General features: G+C 67.3%; 13 protein-coding genes and 1 other RNA gene. 10 read left to right on the top strand and 4 right to left on the bottom strand.

The window, feature by feature from the left end; translation table 11 throughout:
- Both ribD and RT688_RS20925 read left to right on the top strand, forming a co-directional pair.
- The gene (gene ribD, locus RT688_RS20930) at window positions 1-1,116 is read left to right on the top strand and encodes a bifunctional diaminohydroxyphosphoribosylaminopyrimidine deaminase/5-amino-6-(5-phosphoribosylamino)uracil reductase RibD (RefSeq protein WP_313706767.1); all 1,116 of its coding nucleotides are present in this window, start codon (window positions 1-3) and stop codon (window positions 1,114-1,116) included.
- A 6-nt stretch (window positions 1,117-1,122) separates the two neighbouring features.
- Window positions 1,123-1,752 (top strand): riboflavin synthase, encoded by a 630-nt coding sequence (locus RT688_RS20925; RefSeq protein WP_313706766.1) that lies wholly within the window; start codon window positions 1,123-1,125, stop codon window positions 1,750-1,752.
- Between the two features lie 34 nt (window positions 1,753-1,786).
- Here RT688_RS20925 and RT688_RS20920 read toward each other — a convergent pair whose 3' ends face one another.
- Window positions 1,787-2,545 (bottom strand): nuclease-related domain-containing protein, encoded by a 759-nt coding sequence (locus RT688_RS20920; RefSeq protein WP_313706765.1) that lies wholly within the window; start codon window positions 2,543-2,545, stop codon window positions 1,787-1,789.
- 210 nt (window positions 2,546-2,755) lie between these two features.
- Between RT688_RS20920 and RT688_RS20915 the strand changes: the two genes are divergently transcribed.
- Window positions 2,756-4,717 carry a S9 family peptidase gene (locus RT688_RS20915; protein ID WP_313706764.1) on the top strand — a complete coding sequence of 654 codons (1,962 nt, stop codon included), beginning with the start codon at window positions 2,756-2,758 and terminating at the stop codon, window positions 4,715-4,717.
- Between the two features lie 225 nt (window positions 4,718-4,942).
- On the opposite strand, the gene RT688_RS20910 is transcribed toward RT688_RS20915, so the two are convergent.
- Together RT688_RS20910 and RT688_RS20905 are read right to left on the bottom strand one after the other, a co-directional pair.
- Entirely contained in the window at window positions 4,943-7,795 is a 2,853-nt protein-coding gene (locus tag RT688_RS20910; RefSeq protein WP_313706763.1) for an insulinase family protein, read from the bottom strand.
- A 61-nt stretch (window positions 7,796-7,856) separates the two neighbouring features.
- Entirely contained in the window at window positions 7,857-10,562 is a 2,706-nt protein-coding gene (locus RT688_RS20905; protein ID WP_313706762.1) for an EAL domain-containing protein, read from the bottom strand.
- A gap of 351 nt (window positions 10,563-10,913) precedes the next feature.
- Here RT688_RS20905 and ribBA point away from each other — a divergent pair, with 351 nt between their 5' ends.
- From ribBA to nusB, 3 genes are read left to right on the top strand one after another with little or no spacing between them, the layout of a single operon-like run.
- On the top strand, window positions 10,914-12,026 hold the full coding sequence (ribBA, locus tag RT688_RS20900) for a bifunctional 3,4-dihydroxy-2-butanone-4-phosphate synthase/GTP cyclohydrolase II (RefSeq protein WP_313706783.1): 1,113 nt from the start codon (window positions 10,914-10,916) through the stop codon (window positions 12,024-12,026).
- Window positions 12,027-12,078: 52 nt separating this feature from the next.
- Entirely contained in the window at window positions 12,079-12,561 is a 483-nt protein-coding gene (ribH, locus tag RT688_RS20895; RefSeq protein WP_312552543.1) for a 6,7-dimethyl-8-ribityllumazine synthase, read from the top strand.
- A gap of 13 nt (window positions 12,562-12,574) precedes the next feature.
- Complete coding sequence (gene nusB / locus RT688_RS20890) at window positions 12,575-13,045, top strand: transcription antitermination factor NusB (protein WP_313706761.1); 471 nt, start codon at window positions 12,575-12,577, stop codon at window positions 13,043-13,045.
- A 388-nt stretch (window positions 13,046-13,433) separates the two neighbouring features.
- Here the strand turns inward: nusB and RT688_RS20885 are convergent, their stop codons facing one another.
- The gene (locus RT688_RS20885; RefSeq protein ID WP_313706782.1) at window positions 13,434-14,294 is read right to left on the bottom strand and encodes a transglycosylase SLT domain-containing protein; all 861 of its coding nucleotides are present in this window, start codon (window positions 14,292-14,294) and stop codon (window positions 13,434-13,436) included.
- A 528-nt stretch (window positions 14,295-14,822) separates the two neighbouring features.
- Between RT688_RS20885 and ubiD the strand changes: the two genes are divergently transcribed.
- The 4 genes from ubiD to RT688_RS20865 all read left to right on the top strand — a co-directional run.
- Window positions 14,823-16,322 carry a 4-hydroxy-3-polyprenylbenzoate decarboxylase gene (ubiD, locus tag RT688_RS20880; protein WP_313706760.1) on the top strand — a complete coding sequence of 500 codons (1,500 nt, stop codon included), beginning with the start codon at window positions 14,823-14,825 and terminating at the stop codon, window positions 16,320-16,322.
- A gap of 93 nt (window positions 16,323-16,415) precedes the next feature.
- The gene (locus tag RT688_RS20875) at window positions 16,416-17,102 is read left to right on the top strand and encodes a type 1 glutamine amidotransferase domain-containing protein (protein ID WP_313706759.1); all 687 of its coding nucleotides are present in this window, start codon (window positions 16,416-16,418) and stop codon (window positions 17,100-17,102) included.
- Window positions 17,103-17,154: 52 nt separating this feature from the next.
- An RNA gene (ffs, locus tag RT688_RS20870) (signal recognition particle sRNA small type) lies at window positions 17,155-17,253 on the top strand.
- 256 nt (window positions 17,254-17,509) lie between these two features.
- Window positions 17,510-18,707: methyl-accepting chemotaxis protein (locus RT688_RS20865; RefSeq protein ID WP_313706758.1), on the top strand; the 1,198-nt coding region annotated here is incomplete at its 3' end.

The raw sequence follows: 18,707 nt of genomic DNA, 5'->3' as shown, positions 1-18,707 counted from the left end.
GTGCAGATCAAGACCGATACCGAAGGCATGGCGCTGGCCCTGGAATGGGCCGCCAAGGGCATGTACATCACCGCGCCGAACCCGCGCATCGGCTGCGTGATCGTCAGGGACGGCGAGGTGATCGGCGCCGGCCACACCCAGCCGGCCGGCCAGGCCCATGCCGAGATCCAGGCCCTGCGCGACGCCGCCGCGCGCGGTAACGACGTGCGCGGCGCGACTGCCTACGTCACCCTCGAACCCTGCAGCCACCATGGCCGCACGCCGCCGTGCTCGAACGCGCTGGTGCAGGCGGGACTGGGCCGCGTGGTGGCCGCGATGGGCGACCCGAATCCCCTGGTCTCGGGACGCGGCATGGCCCAGCTGGAAGCGGCCGGCATCGCGGTCGCGACCGGCGTGCTGGCCGACCAGGCCCATGAGCTGAACATCGGCTTTTTTTCGCGCATGCGGCGCGGCCGTCCCTGGGTGCGCCTGAAGACCGCGGCCAGCCTGGACGGTTTCACGGCGCTGGACAGCGGCGAAAGCCAGTGGATCACCGGCCCTGAAGCGCGCGCCGACGGCCATGCCTGGCGCGCGCGCGCCTGCGCCATCCTGACCGGGATCGGCACCGTGAAGACGGACGATCCGCAGCTGACCGTGCGCGGCGTCGACACCCCGCGCCAGCCGCGCCGCGTGATCGTCGACAGCCGGCTCGAGATTTCCCTGGATGCGCGCATCCTGCAGGGCGAGCCGTGCTGGATCGTCGCGGCCCTGGCCGATGGAGAGGCGGCCGAAGACAAGGCGGCGCGCCTGCGCGCGGCCGGCCACGAGATCATCCTGCTGCCCAACGCGTCCGGCAAGGTCGATTTGCCGGCCCTGATGCTGGAACTGGGCCGGCGCGAGATCAACGAAGTGCACGTCGAAGCCGGCTCGAAGCTGAACGCCTCGCTGGTGCGCGAAGGCTGCGTCGACGAGCTGCTGGTCTACCTGGCCCCGAGCCTGATCGGCGCTGGGCAGGGCATGTTCGCGCTGGCCGCGCCGGCGCGCCTGGCCGACAAATACGAATTGCGTTTCCACGATTGCCGCCAGGTCGGCGCCGACCTGCGCATCCTGGCAAGATTTGAACAACCTGAGGAATAAAGCTTTATGTTTACTGGAATCGTCGCCGCCGTCGGCAACATCACTTCGGTCTCGCCGCTGGCGGGCGGCCTGGATGCGGGCGTGCGCCTGGCAATCGACGCCGGCGGCCTGCCGCTGGCCGACGTCGCCCTGGGCGACTCGATCGCCATCAACGGCGCCTGCATGACCGTGGTCGAGAAAAAGGGCAATGCCTTCGCGGTGGACGTCTCGCGCGAAAGCCTGAACAAGACCGCCGGCCTGGACGCCGTCGGCGAAGTCAACCTGGAGAAGGCCCTGACCCTGGCCGAGCGCCTGGGCGGGCACCTGGTGTCGGGCCACGTCGACGGCCTGGGCACGGTGCACAGTTTCCAGCCGGTTGGCGAATCGCACGAACTCGTGATCGACGCGCCGCAGGAGCTGGCCAAATTCCTGGCGTATAAGGGCTCGGTGGTGGTCAATGGCGTGTCGCTGACCGTCAACCGGGTCGAGGACCTGGCGCTCGATGGCAACCAGGTATGCCGCTTCTCGATCAACCTGATCCCGCACACGATCGAGGTCACGACCCTGAAGCACCTGCGCGCAGGCTCGAAGGTCAACCTCGAGATCGACCTGATCGCGCGCTACGTCGAGCGCATGCTGTCGGCCGCCAAGGCCTGAATCCGCCAACCGCATCGACGGCCCGCCGCTGCCCTCAGGTGAAGGTGAGCGGCGCGCCGGCCGATTCGGACGACGGCGCCGTCTCGCGCCGGATGCCGAAGCGCGCCAGGTAATCGGCGGCCGATGGCCGGTGCAGGCGCACGAGCTTGTTCGCGATCTCGCCGATCGAGTCCGTCGTGCCGGTCTTCAGGAGGCCGCCGAGCGCGCTGACGATGGGCGCGGCGTCCAGCGATTTGTTCAGTTTTTCCATGAACTGGTCGGGTTTCAGGATCATGGAGGTATCGAACTTGCGCGGACGTTCTATCCGCGCATCGGGTGCGACCAGGAGCAGGGTCTCGATCGACGCATCGCCCTGGCCGATGCTTTCGAGCACCTGACGCAACACCCGGGCGTGGCGCTCGTTCTGCACCAGCGGCGAGCAGACGCCCTGGAAGCCGCTTTCCGCCCCGTTCCAGCGCACCACGTCGCCGTGCTCGCCGATCCGCATGCCTTCGACGAACAGCCTGGTGTTCAGCAGGGTGTAGCGCCCCATGCGGTGGATCAGCAGATGGTCGATCTGCGCCACCTCGCCGTCGTCCGTCACCAGGCGCAGGTCGTGGACCACGGCCGTGCGCGTCGAATCCTTCAGGTAGGCGTCGATGAGGTGGCTTGATGCGCGTTCGCCCCGGATCCCCGCGCGCATGACGCGCAGCGCGCGTTCGATCTGCGCCTTCTTGTCCGGCCCGGCCATGGCCAGCATTTTCTCGAGCACGCAGAGAAACGGCCCCTTGTTGTCGATTTCCTTGTAGATCACGCTTGCCTCCTGCTCGGTCACCCAAAAAGTGTAGCGACGACAGCGAGGTCGATCATGATATTTACTTGCTTCACAGCAAAATCTACCATGCTGCCTGCAATTTGTTGCGCCCCGGTCTCAGCCGAATCCGCGTAGACTGCGCCATATCAATCACACATGAGCCAGCCCGTACATCAACCTGTGCCGAGGCGGCCGCCCAGGAGGAGATCCATGCGATTCACCGCTGCCCTCGGCACTTCGCTAGCCTCGGCCGCGCTGGCCTGCGCCGTGCTGGCCACCGGCAATGCCGCGGCCGCGCCGCTGCGCGACTACCGAGCGCCCGCCATCAGCGATGGCGGCGAACGCGTCGCCGCCATCGAGGCCGACGCCGCCGCGCCCGGCAAGCCCCATCATGCCCAGGTCGTGGTGCGCGACGGCGCCACCGGCAAGATATTGGCTCGATACGATCCTTGCAGCGGCTGCTCCTACGATTTTCCGAGCTGGTCGCCCGACGGCGCGAGCCTGGCCTTCATCGCCGCCGACGCCGCGGCCGGCAGCGCCACGCTGTGGGTGGTGCGCGCAAGCGAGCCGCGCGCGGCGGCATCGATCCGGGGCGTGGCCAACACCGCGCGCTGGTCGCCCGACGGCGCGCGCATCGCACTGCTCGCCACGGTCGGCGCCAGGAAGCAGACCGGCGCGGTCGAGGCCGGCGAGCGGCTGGTGGGCGAGATCGGGGTGAACGAGGATGCCCAGCGCATCGCCGTCGTCCCCGCCGCCGGCGGCGAGGCGCGCATGGTGTCGCCGCCCGACACCTATGTCTACGAATACGACTGGACGCCCGACGGCCGCGGCTTCGTCGCCACCAGCGCCAGGGGCAACGGCGACAACAACTGGTGGGTGGCGGCGCTGGTCCACGTCGACCTCGCCAGCGGCGCGCTGCGCACGATCGCCGCGCCGGCAATGCAGATCAGCCTTCCGCACGTCTCGCCGGACGGGCGCACGGTCGCCTTCGTCGGCGGCCTGATGAGCGACTTCGGCTCGGTCGGCGGCAACCTGTACACGGTGCCGCTGGCCGGCGGGGTGCCAAGCGACGTGACGCCCGACTACAGCGGCTCGTTCAACGGCCTGGCGTGGAAAGGGGAGACGCTGGTGGCGTCGGCCCTGCGCGGCAGCGAGATGACGATTGTCGCGGTCGACCCGGCGGCGCGCAGCGCGCGGACCCTGTTTTCAAGCGCGGTCGGCGCCAGCGGCTCGCGCGACGGCCGCATCGTGTTCAGCCGCGACGCCGGCGCGGCGGTGTCGGTGTTCGAGACCTTCGACAAGGCGCCCCACATCGCGGCCGGCCAGTTATCCGAACCGGTGCAGCTGACCCCGCTGACGAAGGAGAACGACGATTTCGCGCCCCGGGTGGCGGCGCGCAGCATCGCCTGGACCAACGAGGGCCTGCGCAGCCAGGGCTGGCTGCTCGGGCCGCGCAATCCGCAGGCGGGGCAAAGATATCCGATGGTCGTGATCGTGCACGGCGGCCCGGCCTCGGCGGCGATGCCGCGCTTCGTGGGCGAGGGCGAGTCGGCCAATCCGCTGGTGCGCGAACTGGTCGAGCGCGGCTACTACGTGTTCCAGCCCAACCCGCGCGGCAGCTTCGGCCAGGGCCTGGCCTTCACGGCGGCCAATCGGCGCGACTTCGGCGGCGGCGACTGGCGCGACATCCTGGCCGGCATCGACGCCGTCATCGCCCAGGCGCCGGTCGACGGCAAGCGCCTGGGCCTGATGGGCCACTCCTACGGCGGCTTCATGACGATGTGGGGCGTCACCCACAGCACCCGCTTCAAGGCCGCGGTGGCGGGCGCGGGCATCGCCAACTGGATCAGCTACTACGGCCAGAACGGCATCGACCAGTGGATGGTGCCCTTTTTCGGGGCCACCATGTACGAGGACCCGGCGGTCTACCGCAAGGCCTCGCCGATCGAGTCGATCCGGGACGCGAAGACGCCGACCCTGCTCTACGTCGGCGAGCGCGACGTCGAGACGCCGGCGGTGCAGTCGATGGAGTTCTGGCACGGCCTGAAGGCGATGAAGGTGCCGACCACGCTCGTCATCTACGAGGGCGAAGGGCATGCGATCCGCAAGCCGGAGCACCAGCTGGACCAGCGCCGGCGGACGGTGGCGTGGTTCGAGAAGTACCTCAAGTAGCGAGCGCAGGGACGTAGGGTGGGCACTCCGTGCCCACGCGTTACGTGCGTTCGATTGATCCGCGGCGGCGATGATTCGCTCGCTAGCGTCACCGGAAGCCGCCACCGGTGACCTTTCCGGTGTTGGCCGGCGCCGCGTGGCGAGGACGGCGCGGCCAACGGCACGTTGAGACGTGCGTAACGCGTGGGCACTCCGTGCCTACGCCGGCCGCGCCCACCCTACGGCTTACTTCGCGGCTGCTTCCTGCGCCGCCGCTTTTTCCGGATACAGCACCACCTGCACGTAATTGTCCGTGTTCAGGTAGCGCCGCGCGGCGTCCTGCACTTCAAGCGGGGTGAGCGCCCGGACGCGCTGTTCGTGGGTCAGGATCGCGGCCGGGTCGGTGCCGTCGACCAGCGCGGACTGCAGGCGGGCCAGCCAGTAGCCGTTTTCGCGCAGGGCCTTGCGGTGGTTCTGGATCCAGTTCTGCTTGACCTTGGCCAGGTCGGCAGCAAGCGGGCCTTCGCGCTTGAGGCGCTCGAATTCCTCGAAGGTGGCGGCCAGTACCTTGTCGACGTTTTCCGGGCCGGTCGGCAGGGTCACCGACAGCGAGTAGCTCTGGTAGGGGATGCGGCCGAGCGAGGCGCTGGCGCTGCCGCCGTAGATCAGCGACAGCTTCTCGCGCAGCACCTCGATGATGCGGATGTTCAGCACCTCGACCAGGGCCTGCAGGCGCATCTGTTCGAGTTCCGAGAACGCGGCGTCGCCGGTGAAGGTCAGCGAGACCGTGCTCTTCGGCTCGGTGCCGCTGTACACCGCGCGCTTGACCACGCCCTTCACCGGGCGCAGGCCGACGTCGCGGTAGTCGGTCGGGATGTCGGGCGTGGGCAGGCTGCCGAGGTAGGTCGCGAGCAGCGGTTTGACGGTCTTCAGGTCGAAACTGCCGACCATCACGAAGGTCAGGTCCCTGGCGCTGGAGAAGCGTTCGCGGTAGATCGCGATGCTGCGGTCCAGGCTGATCTGCGCGAATTCCTCCGGGCGCAGCGCGCGCGGCGCGCGCGGGTGGTTGTTGTAGAGCGTGGCGATCAGGGTGTCGCCGAAGCGCGCGCCCGGCTGGGCCAGGCGGTTGCGCGCGGCCTCGACCTGCTTGCCGATGAAGGACTTGAACAGGTCCTCGTCGCGGCGCACGCCCTGGAAGCGCAGCCACAGCATCTGCAGCATGGTCTCGATGTCGGTCGCGCCCGAGGACGCGCCCACCACTTCGCTGTAGCCGGACAGGCCCATGGTCACGGCGCCCGCCTTGCCGGCCAAAACGCGCGACAGGTCGAGCGGCGAATAGTCCTGCAGGCCCATGCTGGCGACGATCGCGTTGGCGTAGCGCGCGTTGAGGATGTCGGCGTCGCCGTACAGGCTCTGGCCACCAAAGCGCGCCGCGCTCATCACCACCTGGTCGTTGCGGAAGTCGGTGGGTTTCAGGATCACCTTGACGCCGTTCGACAGCGTCAGGCGGGTCAGGCCGAGCGCCTTGTCCTCGGACTCGGCGACGATCGCGCCCGGTTTCGGCGGCGTCTCCATCAGCGTCGTCCCGAGCGCCTTTTCCTCGCGCGGCGCGAGCTCGGCCTTCTCGGCGGCGGCCAGCGCCGCCAGCAGGGCCGGACCCTCGGGCGGCGGCATGTCGGCGCGCTCGATGCCGCTGTAGATCACCAGCTTGCCCGAGTTGGCGGGAATGGTGCGGCGCGCATAGGCGTTCATCTCGTCCAGCGTGACCCCGGGCAGCAGCTCGGTGGCGTAGCCGTATTCGGCGGCGATGCCGGGAATCGGTTCCTGCTGCAGGAAGTTGCGCATGTACTCGCCGACGTAGGCGTTGGAATCGGTCTTCTCGCGTTCGGCGTAGGCGCGCTCGAAGCTGCGCATCATGTCCTTCTTCGCGCGTTCCAGCTCGGCGGCGGAAAAACCGAAGCGGCGCACGCGCTCGTTCTCGCGCACCAGGGCGTCGATCGCCTTCGGCGCGCCGCCCGGGCCGACCGCGGCGCTGGCGTTGAAGGACTTGTAGAAGGGCGTGAGCTTGGACAGCGCGCTGCCGCCGCGCAGGAAGGGCGGCTCGGCCTGCTGGGCCAGTTCCTGCAGGCGTCCGCCCAGCATGCCGGTGAACAGGCTCTCGACCAGCTGCTCGCGGTAGCCGCGCACGGTGTCGGGCTCGCGCACGGCCTGCACCGGGTAGCGGATCAGGATGCTGTTGCCGCCGGCTTCCTTGTCGGTGACGATCACGGCCTCGGTGTTGTCGCGGCGCGGGATCTCGGCATAGGTGCGCGGGCGCGCCGGGCTCGGGTTCTTCAGCTTGCCGAAGTGGGCGCGGATCAGCTTCTCGGCCTGGGCCGGCTCGATGTCGCCGACCGCCACCACGGCCATCAGGTCGGGACGGTACCAGTCGCGGTAGAAGCGGCGCAGGGTGTCGGGCTTGAAGCTGCGCAGCACCTCTTCCTTCCCGATCGGCAGGCGCTCGGCGTAGCGCGAGCCGTTGAAGATCTTCGGCCAGACCTGCTTGCCGATGCGGTCGCCCGCGCCTTTGCCGAGCCGCAGTTCCTCGAGCACGATGCCGCGCTCCTTCTCGATCTCCTCGTCGTCGAAGGCCAGGCCATGGGCCCAGTCCTCCAGCACCTGGAAGGCGCGCTCGACGTTTTCCGGACGGTCGGTCGGGATCGGCAGGATGTAGACGGTCTCGTCGAACGAGGTATAGGCGTTCAGGTCCGCGCCGAACTTCACGCCGATCGACTGCAGGTAGTCGATCAGTTCGTGCTTCTTGAAGCTGGCGGTGCCGTTGAAGGCCATGTGCTCGACGAAGTGCGCCAGGCCCTGCTGGTCCTCGTCCTCGAGGATGGAGCCGGCCTTCACCACCAGGCGCAGTTCGAGCCGGCGCTCGGGGCGCGCGTTCTTCTGGATGTAGTAGCTCAGGCCATTCGGCAGCTTGCCGACCTTGACCTGGGGACCGACCGGGATCGGCGCGTCGAGCGCGACGGCGGCGCCGGCCACGCCGGAAAACAGGGGCTGGAACAGGAAGAGGGCGGCAAGGCAGGTGCTTCTGGCGATCTGGGTCAGCATCGAGATTCCGTTGAGTGGTCGACGAGGGGGGCAGGAAGGAACCATTGTAAGGCCTGCCCGTTCAGACCGCGACCTGTCCCGCCTCCAGCAGTGCCTGCATCTCGCGCGCCGGCAGCGGCGGGCTGTACAGGTAGCCTTGCAGCACCTCGCAGCCGATGCGTCCCAGGAAGTCGCGCTGCGCGACCGTCTCGACGCCCTCGGCCACGACGCGCAGCGCCAGGCCCTCGGCCAGCGCCAGCGTGGCCTGGGCGATCGCCGCGCTGCGCGGGTCGGTCGTGATGTTGCGCACGAACGCCTGGTCGATCTTCAGCTTGTCCAGCGAGAAGCGCGACAGGTAGCCGAGCGAGGAGTAGCCGGTGCCGAAGTCGTCCAGCGAGAGCGACACGCCCATCGCGCGCAGCTCGGCCAGCTGGGCCTCGGCGGCGGTGGTGTCGCCCAGCATCACGCTTTCGGTCAGCTCGATTTCCAGGTACTGCGGCTCCAGGCCCGATTCGAGCAGCGCCGCGCGCACCACGGCGGGCACGGTGCCGGCCTTGAACTGATGCGCCGAGACGTTGACCGCGACGGGAACGCGCGCCAGGCCGGCGTCCTGCCAGGCCTTGTTCTGCAGGCAGGCCTGGCGGATCACCCAGTCGCCGATCGGCAGGATCAGGCCGGTGTCCTCGGCCAGCGGAATGAAGTCGGCCGGCGAGATGCGTCCCAGTTCGGGGCTGTGCCAGCGCAGCAGCGCCTCCATGCCGAGCACGCGGCCGTCGCGGCCCGCCACCTGGGGCTGGAAATGCAGCGCCAGTTCGGCGCGCCCGATCGCGCGCCGCAGGCGCGTTTCCAGGGCCAGCCAGCGCAGCGCCTGGGCGTTCATTTCGCCCTTGAAGAAGCGGAAGCCGTTGCGCCCGGCGTCCTTCTGGTGGGCGAGGGCGGCGTCGGCGGCCTTCAGCAGGTCGCCCGGCGCGTCGCCGTCGCGCGGGAACACGCTGATGCCGATGCTGCCGGTGACGACCACGTCGTGCCCGCCCACCGAATGCGGCTGGGCGATGGCGTCGATCAGGCGCCGGGCCGAGAAGATGATGTCCTCGGTGTCCTCGCAGCCGGTCAGCAGCAGCACGAATTCGTCGCCCGACAGGCGCGCCACGGTGTCGAGCGGGCCGGCGATGGCGCTGGCGCGTTTCGCCACTTCGCGCAGCAGGGCGTCGCCGGCGGCGTGGCCCAGGCTGTCGTTGATGCGCGAGAGGCGGTCGACGTTCACCAGCAGCAGGGCCAGCTGGCCGCCGTTGCGGCGCGCGGCGGCGATCGACTGCTGCAGGCGGTCGTGGAACAGCGAGCGGTTCGGCAGCTCGGTGAGCGCGTCGTGGTTCGACAGGAAGTCGAGCTGGTTATGGGCGGCGATCAGGGCCGACATGTCGGTCGACACCGAGACGTAGGCGGTGAGCGCGCCATGTTCGTCGCGCACGGCGCTGATGCTGATGCGCTCGGGGTAGACCTCGCCGTTCTTGCGCCGGTTCCAGATCTCGCCGCGCCACTGGCCGTGCTGCTCCAGGCTGGCCCACAGCGCGCGGTAGAAGCCGGCGTCGTGGCGGCCCGAGCGCAGCAGGCGCGGATTCATGCCCATCACCTCGGCTTCGCTGTAGCCCGTGATCTGCTCGAAGGCCGGGTTGACCGCGACGATGTTGGCGCAGGCGTCGGTCATCGTGATGCTTTCGCGCGTGCTGTCGAACACCTGGCGCGCCAGTTCCAGCCGGTGCTCGCTCTCGCGCAGGGCGGCGTCGGCGCGGGCGCGGGCGGTCGCTTCCAGTTGCAGCTGGGCGGCATGGCGCTGCACCACGCCGTACAGGTTCAGGTTCTCGTAGGCGACCGCGAGGTGCGCGCCCAGCGCCGCGGCCCAGTGCTCGTCGTCGAGGCCGAAAGGCGCCTTGCCGGGCGCGCGCAGGAAGTACATCCAGCCGTGCAGGTGGCGCAGGTCGCGCACCGCCAGGCCGAGGAAGCTGCCGCACGGCGGATGCCCGCCGGGAAGGGAGGCCAGCAGCGGATTGGACTGCTCCAGGCGCAGCGGCGCGTGCGCGTTCGCCAGCGCGCCGGGCAGGCGCAGGTCGTTGCCGGCGACCGGCGCCAGCAGGCCGGCATCCAGGCCTTGCGCGCTCAGGTGGCGCACGCTGCGCTCGTCGCTTTCGTACAGGCACAGCGCCAGAGCGTCGGCGCCCAGGATGCGCCTGGCCGCCTGCAGGAAGACCGCGACCATGCCCTCGACCTCGCGCTCGCCGACCAGGTGCAGGCACATGTCCTCGAGCGCGGACAGGCGCGCCGCCAGCGCGCCCCCGGCATTCTGGGGCGCCGGCGCGGGCGGCTGCATGAATGGCGGCGCGGCGGATGCGGCGGATGCGGCGGATGCGTTCGAGGCGGCGGCCGACAGGCCCAGTTCGGCGTTGACGGCTTCCATGATGGCATCGGCGTCGGAGGGCTTGCTCAGCACGCGCTCGACGCCGCAGCTGTGCGCCATGGCCAGGGTCTCGCGCTCGGCGTAGACGGCCGAGTAGAAGATGACGCGGGTCGCGGCCAGCTCGCGGTCGGCACGCAGGCGCTGGACGAACTCGTAGCCGTCCATCTTCGGCATCAGGATGTCGGTGATGATCAGGTCGGGGCGGTGCTCGCGCACCAGTTCGAGCGCCCGGGCGCCATCGTCCGCTTCCAACAGGCGGTGCGCGGTGAAGCCGAGCAGGGCCAGCAGGTAGGCCCGGTTGCTCGGCCTGTCGTCGACGATCAGGATGGTGGCCATCAGTGCTTCTCCCGGGCTGCGGCGGTAAGCTGACGGTCGTTTGTCGGTACCAACATTAACTACTCCAAAGATGCGCGAGCGGCAGCACGCCTGCGCGTTAGACCAGATCGCTATCCATCATAATCCAGTCGATGTCGCAAACACCACAAAGTTGCAGGCGAAAACATAATCTTTAACAATTACATTTAAACAAATGGAAATTTGTTGCAGTGGTGCAACGAGTAGAAGCGACCGAATCGGCGGGCCGATTAAATTGTCGGGCCAGGATCGCCGGCGGAGGCGGCCGGGAGCGGGTAAATCCTTTAAAATAGCGGATTACGCATGACGCGTCACGTATTCGAGGAATTCAAGATGTCTATCTCCAGCACCCAGGAAATCGTTGCCGAACTGCGCGCCGGGCGCATGGTCATTCTGGTCGACGAGGAAGACCGCGAGAACGAGGGCGACCTGGTGCTGGCGGCGGACTTCGTCACGCCCGAAGCGATCAACTTCATGATCCGCCATGCGCGCGGCCTGGTCTGCCTTACCCTGTCGGAAGAAATCTGCGACCGCCTGGCGCTGCCGATGATGACGACCCGGAACGGCACCTCCTTCGGCACCAACTTCACCGTCTCGATCGAGGCGGCCGAGGGCGTCACCACGGGGATCTCGGCGGCCGACCGCGCCCGCACCATCCAGGTGGCGGTGGCGAAGGACGCGAAACCGGACGACCTGGTCCAGCCGGGCCACATCTTCCCGCTGCGCGCGGTCAAGGGCGGCGTCCTGATGCGCGCCGGCCATACCGAAGCCGGCTGCGACCTGACCGAGATGGCGGGCCTGACCCCGGCCTCGGTGATCTGCGAGATCATCAAGGAAGACGGCACCATGGCGCGCCTGCCGGACCTGGTCGAGTTCGCAAAGGAGCACAACCTGAAGATCGGCACCATCGCCGACCTGATCCACTACCGCAGCGAGAACGAAACCCTGGTCGAGCGCGTGGCCGAGCGCACGCTGGCCACCGCCCACGGCGAATTCAAGCTGATCGCCTGGCGCGACAAGCCGAGCGGCTGCGCCCACCTGGCGATGGTCCACGGCGACATCGAGCGCGACGCCGAAACCCTGGTGCGCGTGCACCAGCCGGTCTCGATCCTCGACATCCTGGAGCACAAGGCGACCACGCACTCGTGGACCATGGCCTCGGCGATGGAAGCGATCAAGAACAGCGACGCCGGCGTGCTGGTGCTGCTCAATTGCGGCGAGACCGCCGACCAGCTGTTCGCCCAGTTCGCCTCGATCGACGCCCCGGGTGCGCGTCCGAGCGGCCGCGCCGCGACGATGGACCTGCGCACCTACGGCATCGGCGCCCAGATCCTGAAGGAACTGGGCGTGGGCAAGATGAAGCTGCTGGCCAACCCGCGCAAGATGCCGTCGATGACCGGTTTCGACCTCGAGGTCACCGGTTACATCGCCAGCCCCGCGGCGTAAAGCGGTACACTTTCACCATCTATTCAATACGACAAACAAGAAGAGGTCAGCCATGACGGTAGGAACTTATGAAAGCAATTTGACAGGCGAAGACCTGCGTATCGGTATCGTGCAGGCGCGTTTCAACGCCGACGTCGGCCATGGCCTGCTGTCGTCCTGCCTGGCCGAGCTGAAGCGCCTGGGCGTGGCCGACGAGGACATCCTGCACGTGACCGTGCCGGGCGCGCTGGAAGTGCCGCTGGCGCTGCAGAAGATGGCCGAGACCCAGCAGTTCGACGCGCTGATCGCGCTGGGCGCCGTGATCCGCGGCGAGACCTACCACTTCGAGCTGGTCTCGAACGAGTCGGGCGCCGGCATCACCCGCATCGGCCTGGACTACGGCATCCCCATCGCCAACGCCATCCTGACCACCGAGAACGACGCCCAGGCCGAAGCACGCATGGCCGAGAAGGGCAGCGACGCGGCGAAGGTCGCGGTCGAGATGGCCAACCTCCTGATGGCGCTCGAAGAGCTGCATCCGGAAGAAGAAGAGTAATAGAAAGATCGACATGAACGACAAGACCACCCACGCCAACCCGAGCAAGAACCGCACCCCGCGCCACCGCGCGCGCGAGTTCGCGCTGCAGGGCCTGTACCAATGGCTGCTGAACAACGAGCCGTCGAGCACGGTGGCCAACAACATCCGCAACGCCCACGGTTTCGACAAGGCCGACGGCGAGTTCTTCTCGGCCCTGCTGAACGGCACCATCAGCACCTCGCTCGAGCTGCGCGAGACCATCGCGCCGCTGATCGACCGCGGCATCGGCGAACTGTCGCCGATCGAGCACGGCGTGCTGCTGCTGGGCGCCTACGAGCTGAAGAACCACCCGGAAATCCCTTACCGCGTCGTCATCAACGAGGCGGTCGAGCTGACCAAGTCCTTCGGCGGCATCGATGGCCACAAGTACGTCAATGGCGTGCTGGACAAGCTGGCCGGCAAGCTGCGCCCGGAAGAAGTAGTCGCCGACGCGCGTCGCTAATCTATATTAGTAGTGCCGGCTGAAAAGCCACCGTTGCCTTGCGGCGCGGTGGCTTTTTTGTTGCCTCGGTGTTTTGTAGGGTGGGCTCTCGAGCCCACGCGGTGCGGCAGGTGCGAACTCGATGCACTGCCGCAGATCAGGTGCGCTGGCGTTGTGGGTTTTCGTAGCAAGGGCGGTGCCGTGGATCACCACCGTTGCAAGCAATAATCGATTACGCAAACGTACCGGATTGTCGGCAGCGCATCTTCATCTCGCCTGCCGTACCGCGTGGACACAGGTGTCCACCCTACGCCTCCGTCATGGCCGTAGGCCGCAAACGCGGCACGCCAATAAAAAAAGCCACCGCGAGGGTGGCCATGAGGAGTGCGGTTGCGCTTGCGATGCGCGCTTACAGGTTCGCCAGCGCCTCGGATTTGGTTTCGGCGACGGCCGCTTCGCCAGCCTTGACGGCGGGCGTCGCGGGCGCGCTTTCCTTGACCACCATCTGGGCGGGTGCCGGCGGCGTGCGGGTCGGCACGTACTTGCCGCGGGCAACCTGCTTCAGGCGGTTGTACTCGGCCAGCACCTTGGCGCCATAGCCGGAATCGGACTCGAAATCGGCGGCGCCGACGTAGGTCTTCAGGCCACCTTCGACCGAGCCGGTGCGCTTGACGTAATCCTTCAGGATCTGGGCGCCGACACGGATGTTGGCGACCGGATTGAGCGCCGCCTCGGCGCCGCCGACCTGTTCGAACTTGTCGTGGTGCACCTTGGCCATCACCTGCATCAGACCCTTGGCGCCCATCGGGCTTTCCGCGAACGGGTTCAGGCCCGATTCGATCGCCATCACGGCCAGGATCAGGAGCGGGTCGAGCTTGATCTCGTGCGCCGTCATGTAGGCGGTCGAGACCAGCATGTTGGCGGCGTCGCCGGCCACGCGATAGCGCTTGGCGAGCCAGGAGGTCACGTTCTGCTGCTGCTTGGCGGTGCCGAGCAGCCTGGCGTCCTTGATGTCCTCGGCCTGGTCGACGGCCACGGCCCGGGCCACGGGTTGCGCCGGCGCCGCCGCGACGACTGGCGCAGCGGCGGGTGCCGCGGCTTCCGGGTGCAGCAGTTCGGAAACTTTTTTCGCCGCATCGGGATTCATGTAGAGCAGGGCCAATACCGCCACTGCCGAAAGACCGAACACGGTCAGGGTGTGCTGCATGGTGGTCAACAGACCACGCGCCGATTTGCTCACGGAACTCCACGTGACTGGCTGGCTGGCCATGGTATGGACGAGCCTTGCGCTCGTACCGAACAAACGATTGATCATCGAAGTCCCCTTTGTCGCGGCAAAAACCGTCCCGTCGCGGCGCTGTCGAGCGCTGCGTGGTGGTTACCAATGCCGTGCATCAGAAAAATCGTCAGGCCGCCCATCCTTGGGGCCGGCCAAAACGCCGTCATTGCTTTGCTACAGCTGGACGAGGAACCCAGGGCGGGTGACGTACCAGTGGCTCAACAACTGTCTCGGGGGTTTAAGGCAGGCGCCTTGTGAAAACACTCCTCAAAATGTCATGTGGGGCCCCGACCCCGTGAAGTTATGAGAACGGCTACAATCAGCTAAAAAACGTGGCCGCCTCATCAAGTAGGGCAGATTGTAGGAGGTCGCATATACCAAGTCAATACTAGCACGACTCGCCTTTATAACTTTTGAATCTCATATTTGTCGAGCGAGCTCAGCAATACCGTGGCAAATCAAATACTTGGCCGCGGAATTTGATTAACCTTAAGCAATGCAAAAAACAAGCAAAACTTGATGAAATATTCGGATCTCCGGGATTTTATGTCCCAACTGCAACAAATCGACGAATTAAAGCAGGTTGACCTGCCCATTTCGACGCATCTCGAGATGACCGAGGTCTGCGACCGCACCCTGCGCGCGGCCGGGCCGGCCCTGCTGTTCAGGCATCCGACCGGGCAGGACGGCGCGCCGCACGCCATGCCGGTGCTGGGCAACCTGTTCGGCACCCCGCGCCGGGTGGCGCTCGGCATGGGCGCCAGCGACGTGGGCGAGCTGCGCCGCATCGGCCACGTGCTGGCGCGCCTGAAGGAGCCGGAGCCGCCACGCGGCTTCAAGGACATCATGGGGATGGGTTCGCTCGTCAAGGCAGTCTGGGACATGGCGCCGAAGGAAGTGAAGGGCGCCCCCTGCCAGGAAATCGTCTGGGAAGGCGACGACGTCGACCTGGCTCGCCTGCCGATCCAGCATTGCTGGCCGGGCGACGTCGCGCCCCTCATCACCTGGGGCCTGGTGATCACCAAGGGCCCGAACAAGAAGCGCCAGAACCTGGGCATCTACCGCCAGCAGGTCCTGAGCCGCAACAAGGTCATCATGCGCTGGCTGGCCCACCGCGGCGGCGCGCTGGACTTCCGCGAGCACGCCATCGCCAATCCGGGCAAGCCTTATCCGGTGGCGGTGGCGCTGGGCGCCGATCCGGCCACCATCCTGGGCGCGGTGACGCCGGTGCCGGACGCCTTGTCCGAATACCAGTTCGCCGGCCTGCTGCGCGGCCAGCGCACGCCGCTGACGAACGCCATCGGCAGCGCGCTGCGCGTGCCGGCGTCCGCCGAGATCGTGCTGGAAGGGCATATCTATCCGGACGAAAACCACCCGTCCGGCTTCGAGCATGCGGTCGAAGGTCCCTATGGCGACCACACCGGCTATTACAACGAGCAGGACAGCTTCCCGGTGTTCACGATCGACCGCATCACCATGCGCCGCGACCCGATCTATCACTCGACCTATACCGGCAAGCCGCCCGACGAGCCGGCCGTGCTCGGCGTGGCGCTGAACGAGGTCTTCATCCCGCTGCTGCAGAAGCAGTTCAGCGAGATCACCGACTTCTACCTGCCGCCCGAAGGCTGCAGCTACCGCATGGCCGTGGTGCAGATGAAGAAGCAGTACGCCGGCCACGCCAAGCGCGTCATGTTCGGGGTCTGGAGCTTCCTGCGCCAGTTCATGTATACCAAGTTCATCGTCGTGGTCGACGAGGACGTCGACGTGCGCGACTGGAAGGAAGTGATCTGGGCGATCACGACCCGGGTCGACCCGACCCGCGACACGGTATTGGTCGACAACACCCCGATCGACTACCTCGACTTCGCCTCGCCGATCAGCGGGCTCGGCAGCAAGATGGGCATCGACGCCACCAACAAGTGGCCGGGCGAGACCAATCGCGAATGGGGCACGCCGATCGCGATGACGCCCGAGGTCAAAACGCGGGTCGACGCGATCTGGCAACAGCTGGGCTTGTAATGCGGCGCCTTTGATTCCTGCCGGCACCCGTGCGTCGTGCGGGGCCGGGAAGGACTAGACTCGAAGCTTGACCATGACGCCCACGGAGCCACGATGAAGATCCTGATGGTGCTGACCTCGCACGACCAGCTCGGCGATACAGGCAAGAAAACCGGTTTCTGGCTGGAAGAGTTTGCCGCGCCCTATTATGTGTTCAAGGATGCCGGCGCGCAGCTCACGCTGGCCTCGCCCCGGGGCGGCCAGCCGCCGCTCGACCCGAAGAGCGACGAGCCGGACGCGCAGACCGAGGCGACCCGCCGTTATCGCAGCGACCCGGCGGCGCAGCAGGCGCTGGCCAATACCGTCCCGCTATCGAGCGTGAAGGCCGATGACTTCGACGCCGTTTTCTACCCTGGCGGCCACGGCCCGCTCTGGGACCTGGCGCAGGACGCCGATTCGATCCGCCTGATCGAATCCATGGTCGCCGCCGGCAAGCTGGTCGCCGCGGTCTGCCATGCGCCCGGCGTGCTGGGCCGCGTGAAAGGCGAGGGCGGCGCGCCCCTGGTCCAGGGCAAGCGCGTGACGGGTTTCACCAATACCGAGGAGGCGGCCGTGGGCCTCACCGATGTCGTGCCTTTCCTGGTCGAGGACATGCTGGTCAAGAACGGCGGCCAGTACAGCAAGGCCGAGGACTGGGCGCCGTATGTCGTCACCGATGGCCTGCTGGTCACGGGGCAGAATCCGGCGTCGTCGGAGCCGGGGGCGCAAGCACTGCTGGCGCTGTTGAACAGGCGTTCCTGAGCGCCTTGCATTTCCGGCCCCAAAAACCATGGGGTCGGTTATAATGTGGGCTGGCGGGCCCCTGCGCATTGTGGCATGGTTTACCTGGTCAGGTCGGGAACGAAGCAGCCAAAGCCGTTCACCGCAAGTGCCGCAGATCAGGCTCGCCTCCTTCGCTTTCTTCCTTTACTTCCCCTTCGTCACTTTCCTTGCGCCCCTGGCACCTTCACGGTGAGCCAGCGCTGGCTCTTGCATATCCGACAAAAGTTTTACATAAGAAACAATTGTTTCTTCGCGACACATCCCTGTTCATAAGTTTGCTCAGCGTCTCCTTTTCTTGTCCTCCAGTTCCGGCGTAAATATATCTCTGCTCTAATCTTTCCTTCAGTCAACAACACATTCGGCAAGGCATTGCCTGGAGCAGAGAGATGAACACTACGCACGTCGACGAAGCACTGCGCACCAACGCGCGCCAGGCTGACCGCCTGATGGTCCTGATCCTGTGGGCGATGTTCGTGGTCGCGCTGGCCCTGTCCGGCATGCACGACACGCTTGGCTGGGCGCTCGGCGTCGGGCTCCCGGTTGCGCTGGCGCCAACCCTGCTGGTCTTGTCGGCTGGCGGCTCGCGTCTTGCGCGCATGACGAACGCCGTGGCGCTGATGGTCATGTGCGCGCTGCATATCCATCAGGGCGGCGGGCGCGACGAGCTGCACTTCGGCCTGTTCGTTGCCCTGGCCTTCCTGCTGTGCTACCGCGACTGGACGGTGATCGTCGCGGCGGCCGCGGTGACGGCGCTGCACCACCTGTCTTTCAATTATCTGCAGGAACTCGGTTACGGTGTGCGCTGCCTGGTGCAGCCTGGCTTCGGCACCGTGCTGGTCCACGCCAGCTATGTGGTGGCAGAATCGGTCGTGCTCTGTTACCTTGCGATCCTGCTGCGGCGCGAGGCGCTCCAGTCGGCGGAACTGCGGGTGAGCGTCGCCGCCCTGCAGGGCGAGGGCGGGGCGATCGACCTGCGTGCCGACTTGCCGGTCCAGAGCGACAGCGCCCGCGCGCTGCGCGGCGTGGTGCGCCAGCTCCAGGGGGCACTGGCCAGTGTGCAGGCCAGCGTGCGCACCACGGGCGCCGCGTCGCACCAGATCGCACAGGGCAATGCCGAACTGTCGCTGCGCACCGGCCGCCAGGCCGACGCGATCCGCGCCACCGTCGCCTCGATGGCCGCCCTGACCACGACGGTGCGCCAGAACGCCGAGCACGCGCGCAGCGCTGACGTCCTGGCCGGCTCCGCCTCGAACGTGGCCGAGCGCGGTGGCGCCGTCGTCGGTCAGGTGGTCGAGCGCATGGCGGCGATCGACGCTTCTTCGCGCCGCATCGCCGATATCACCGCAGTGATCGACGGCATCGCCTTCCAGACGAATATCCTGGCGTTGAACGCGGCGGTCGAGGCCGCACGCGCCGGCGAGCAGGGGCGCGGCTTCGCGGTCGTGGCCAGCGAAGTGCGCAACCTGGCGCAGCGCTCCGCCGGCGCCGCGCGCGAGATCAAGGCCCTGATCGAGCAGTCCGTCGCCGAAGTCGGCGCCGGCAGCGCGCTGGCCCAGCAGGCCGGCCGCACCATGGAAGAGGTGG

It is taken from the genome of Massilia sp., from assembly GCF_032106685.1.
Taxonomy (GTDB): domain Bacteria; phylum Pseudomonadota; class Gammaproteobacteria; order Burkholderiales; family Burkholderiaceae_D; genus Telluria.
This window is presented reverse-complemented; position numbering and strand designations above follow the sequence as displayed.

What these genes read in the sequence shown, in the direction of transcription:
- RT688_RS20925 (WP_313706766.1), top strand. Translation starts at nt 1,123, where the DNA reads ATGTTTACTGGAATCGTCGCCGCCGTCGGCAACATCACTTCGGTCTCG.
- RT688_RS20915 (WP_313706764.1), top strand. Translation starts at nt 2,756, where the DNA reads ATGCGATTCACCGCTGCCCTCGGCACTTCGCTAGCCTCGGCCGCGCTG.
- RT688_RS20910 (WP_313706763.1), bottom strand. Translation starts at nt 7,795, where the DNA reads ATGCTGACCCAGATCGCCAGAAGCACCTGCCTTGCCGCCCTCTTCCTG.
- RT688_RS20905 (WP_313706762.1), bottom strand. Translation starts at nt 10,562, where the DNA reads ATGGCCACCATCCTGATCGTCGACGACAGGCCGAGCAACCGGGCCTAC.
- ribBA (WP_313706783.1), top strand. Translation starts at nt 10,914, where the DNA reads ATGTCTATCTCCAGCACCCAGGAAATCGTTGCCGAACTGCGCGCCGGG.
- ribH (WP_312552543.1), top strand. Translation starts at nt 12,079, where the DNA reads ATGACGGTAGGAACTTATGAAAGCAATTTGACAGGCGAAGACCTGCGT.
- nusB (WP_313706761.1), top strand. Translation starts at nt 12,575, where the DNA reads ATGAACGACAAGACCACCCACGCCAACCCGAGCAAGAACCGCACCCCG.
- RT688_RS20885 (WP_313706782.1), bottom strand. Translation starts at nt 14,294, where the DNA reads ATGGCCAGCCAGCCAGTCACGTGGAGTTCCGTGAGCAAATCGGCGCGT.
- ubiD (WP_313706760.1), top strand. Translation starts at nt 14,823, where the DNA reads ATGAAATATTCGGATCTCCGGGATTTTATGTCCCAACTGCAACAAATC.
- RT688_RS20875 (WP_313706759.1), top strand. Translation starts at nt 16,416, where the DNA reads ATGAAGATCCTGATGGTGCTGACCTCGCACGACCAGCTCGGCGATACA.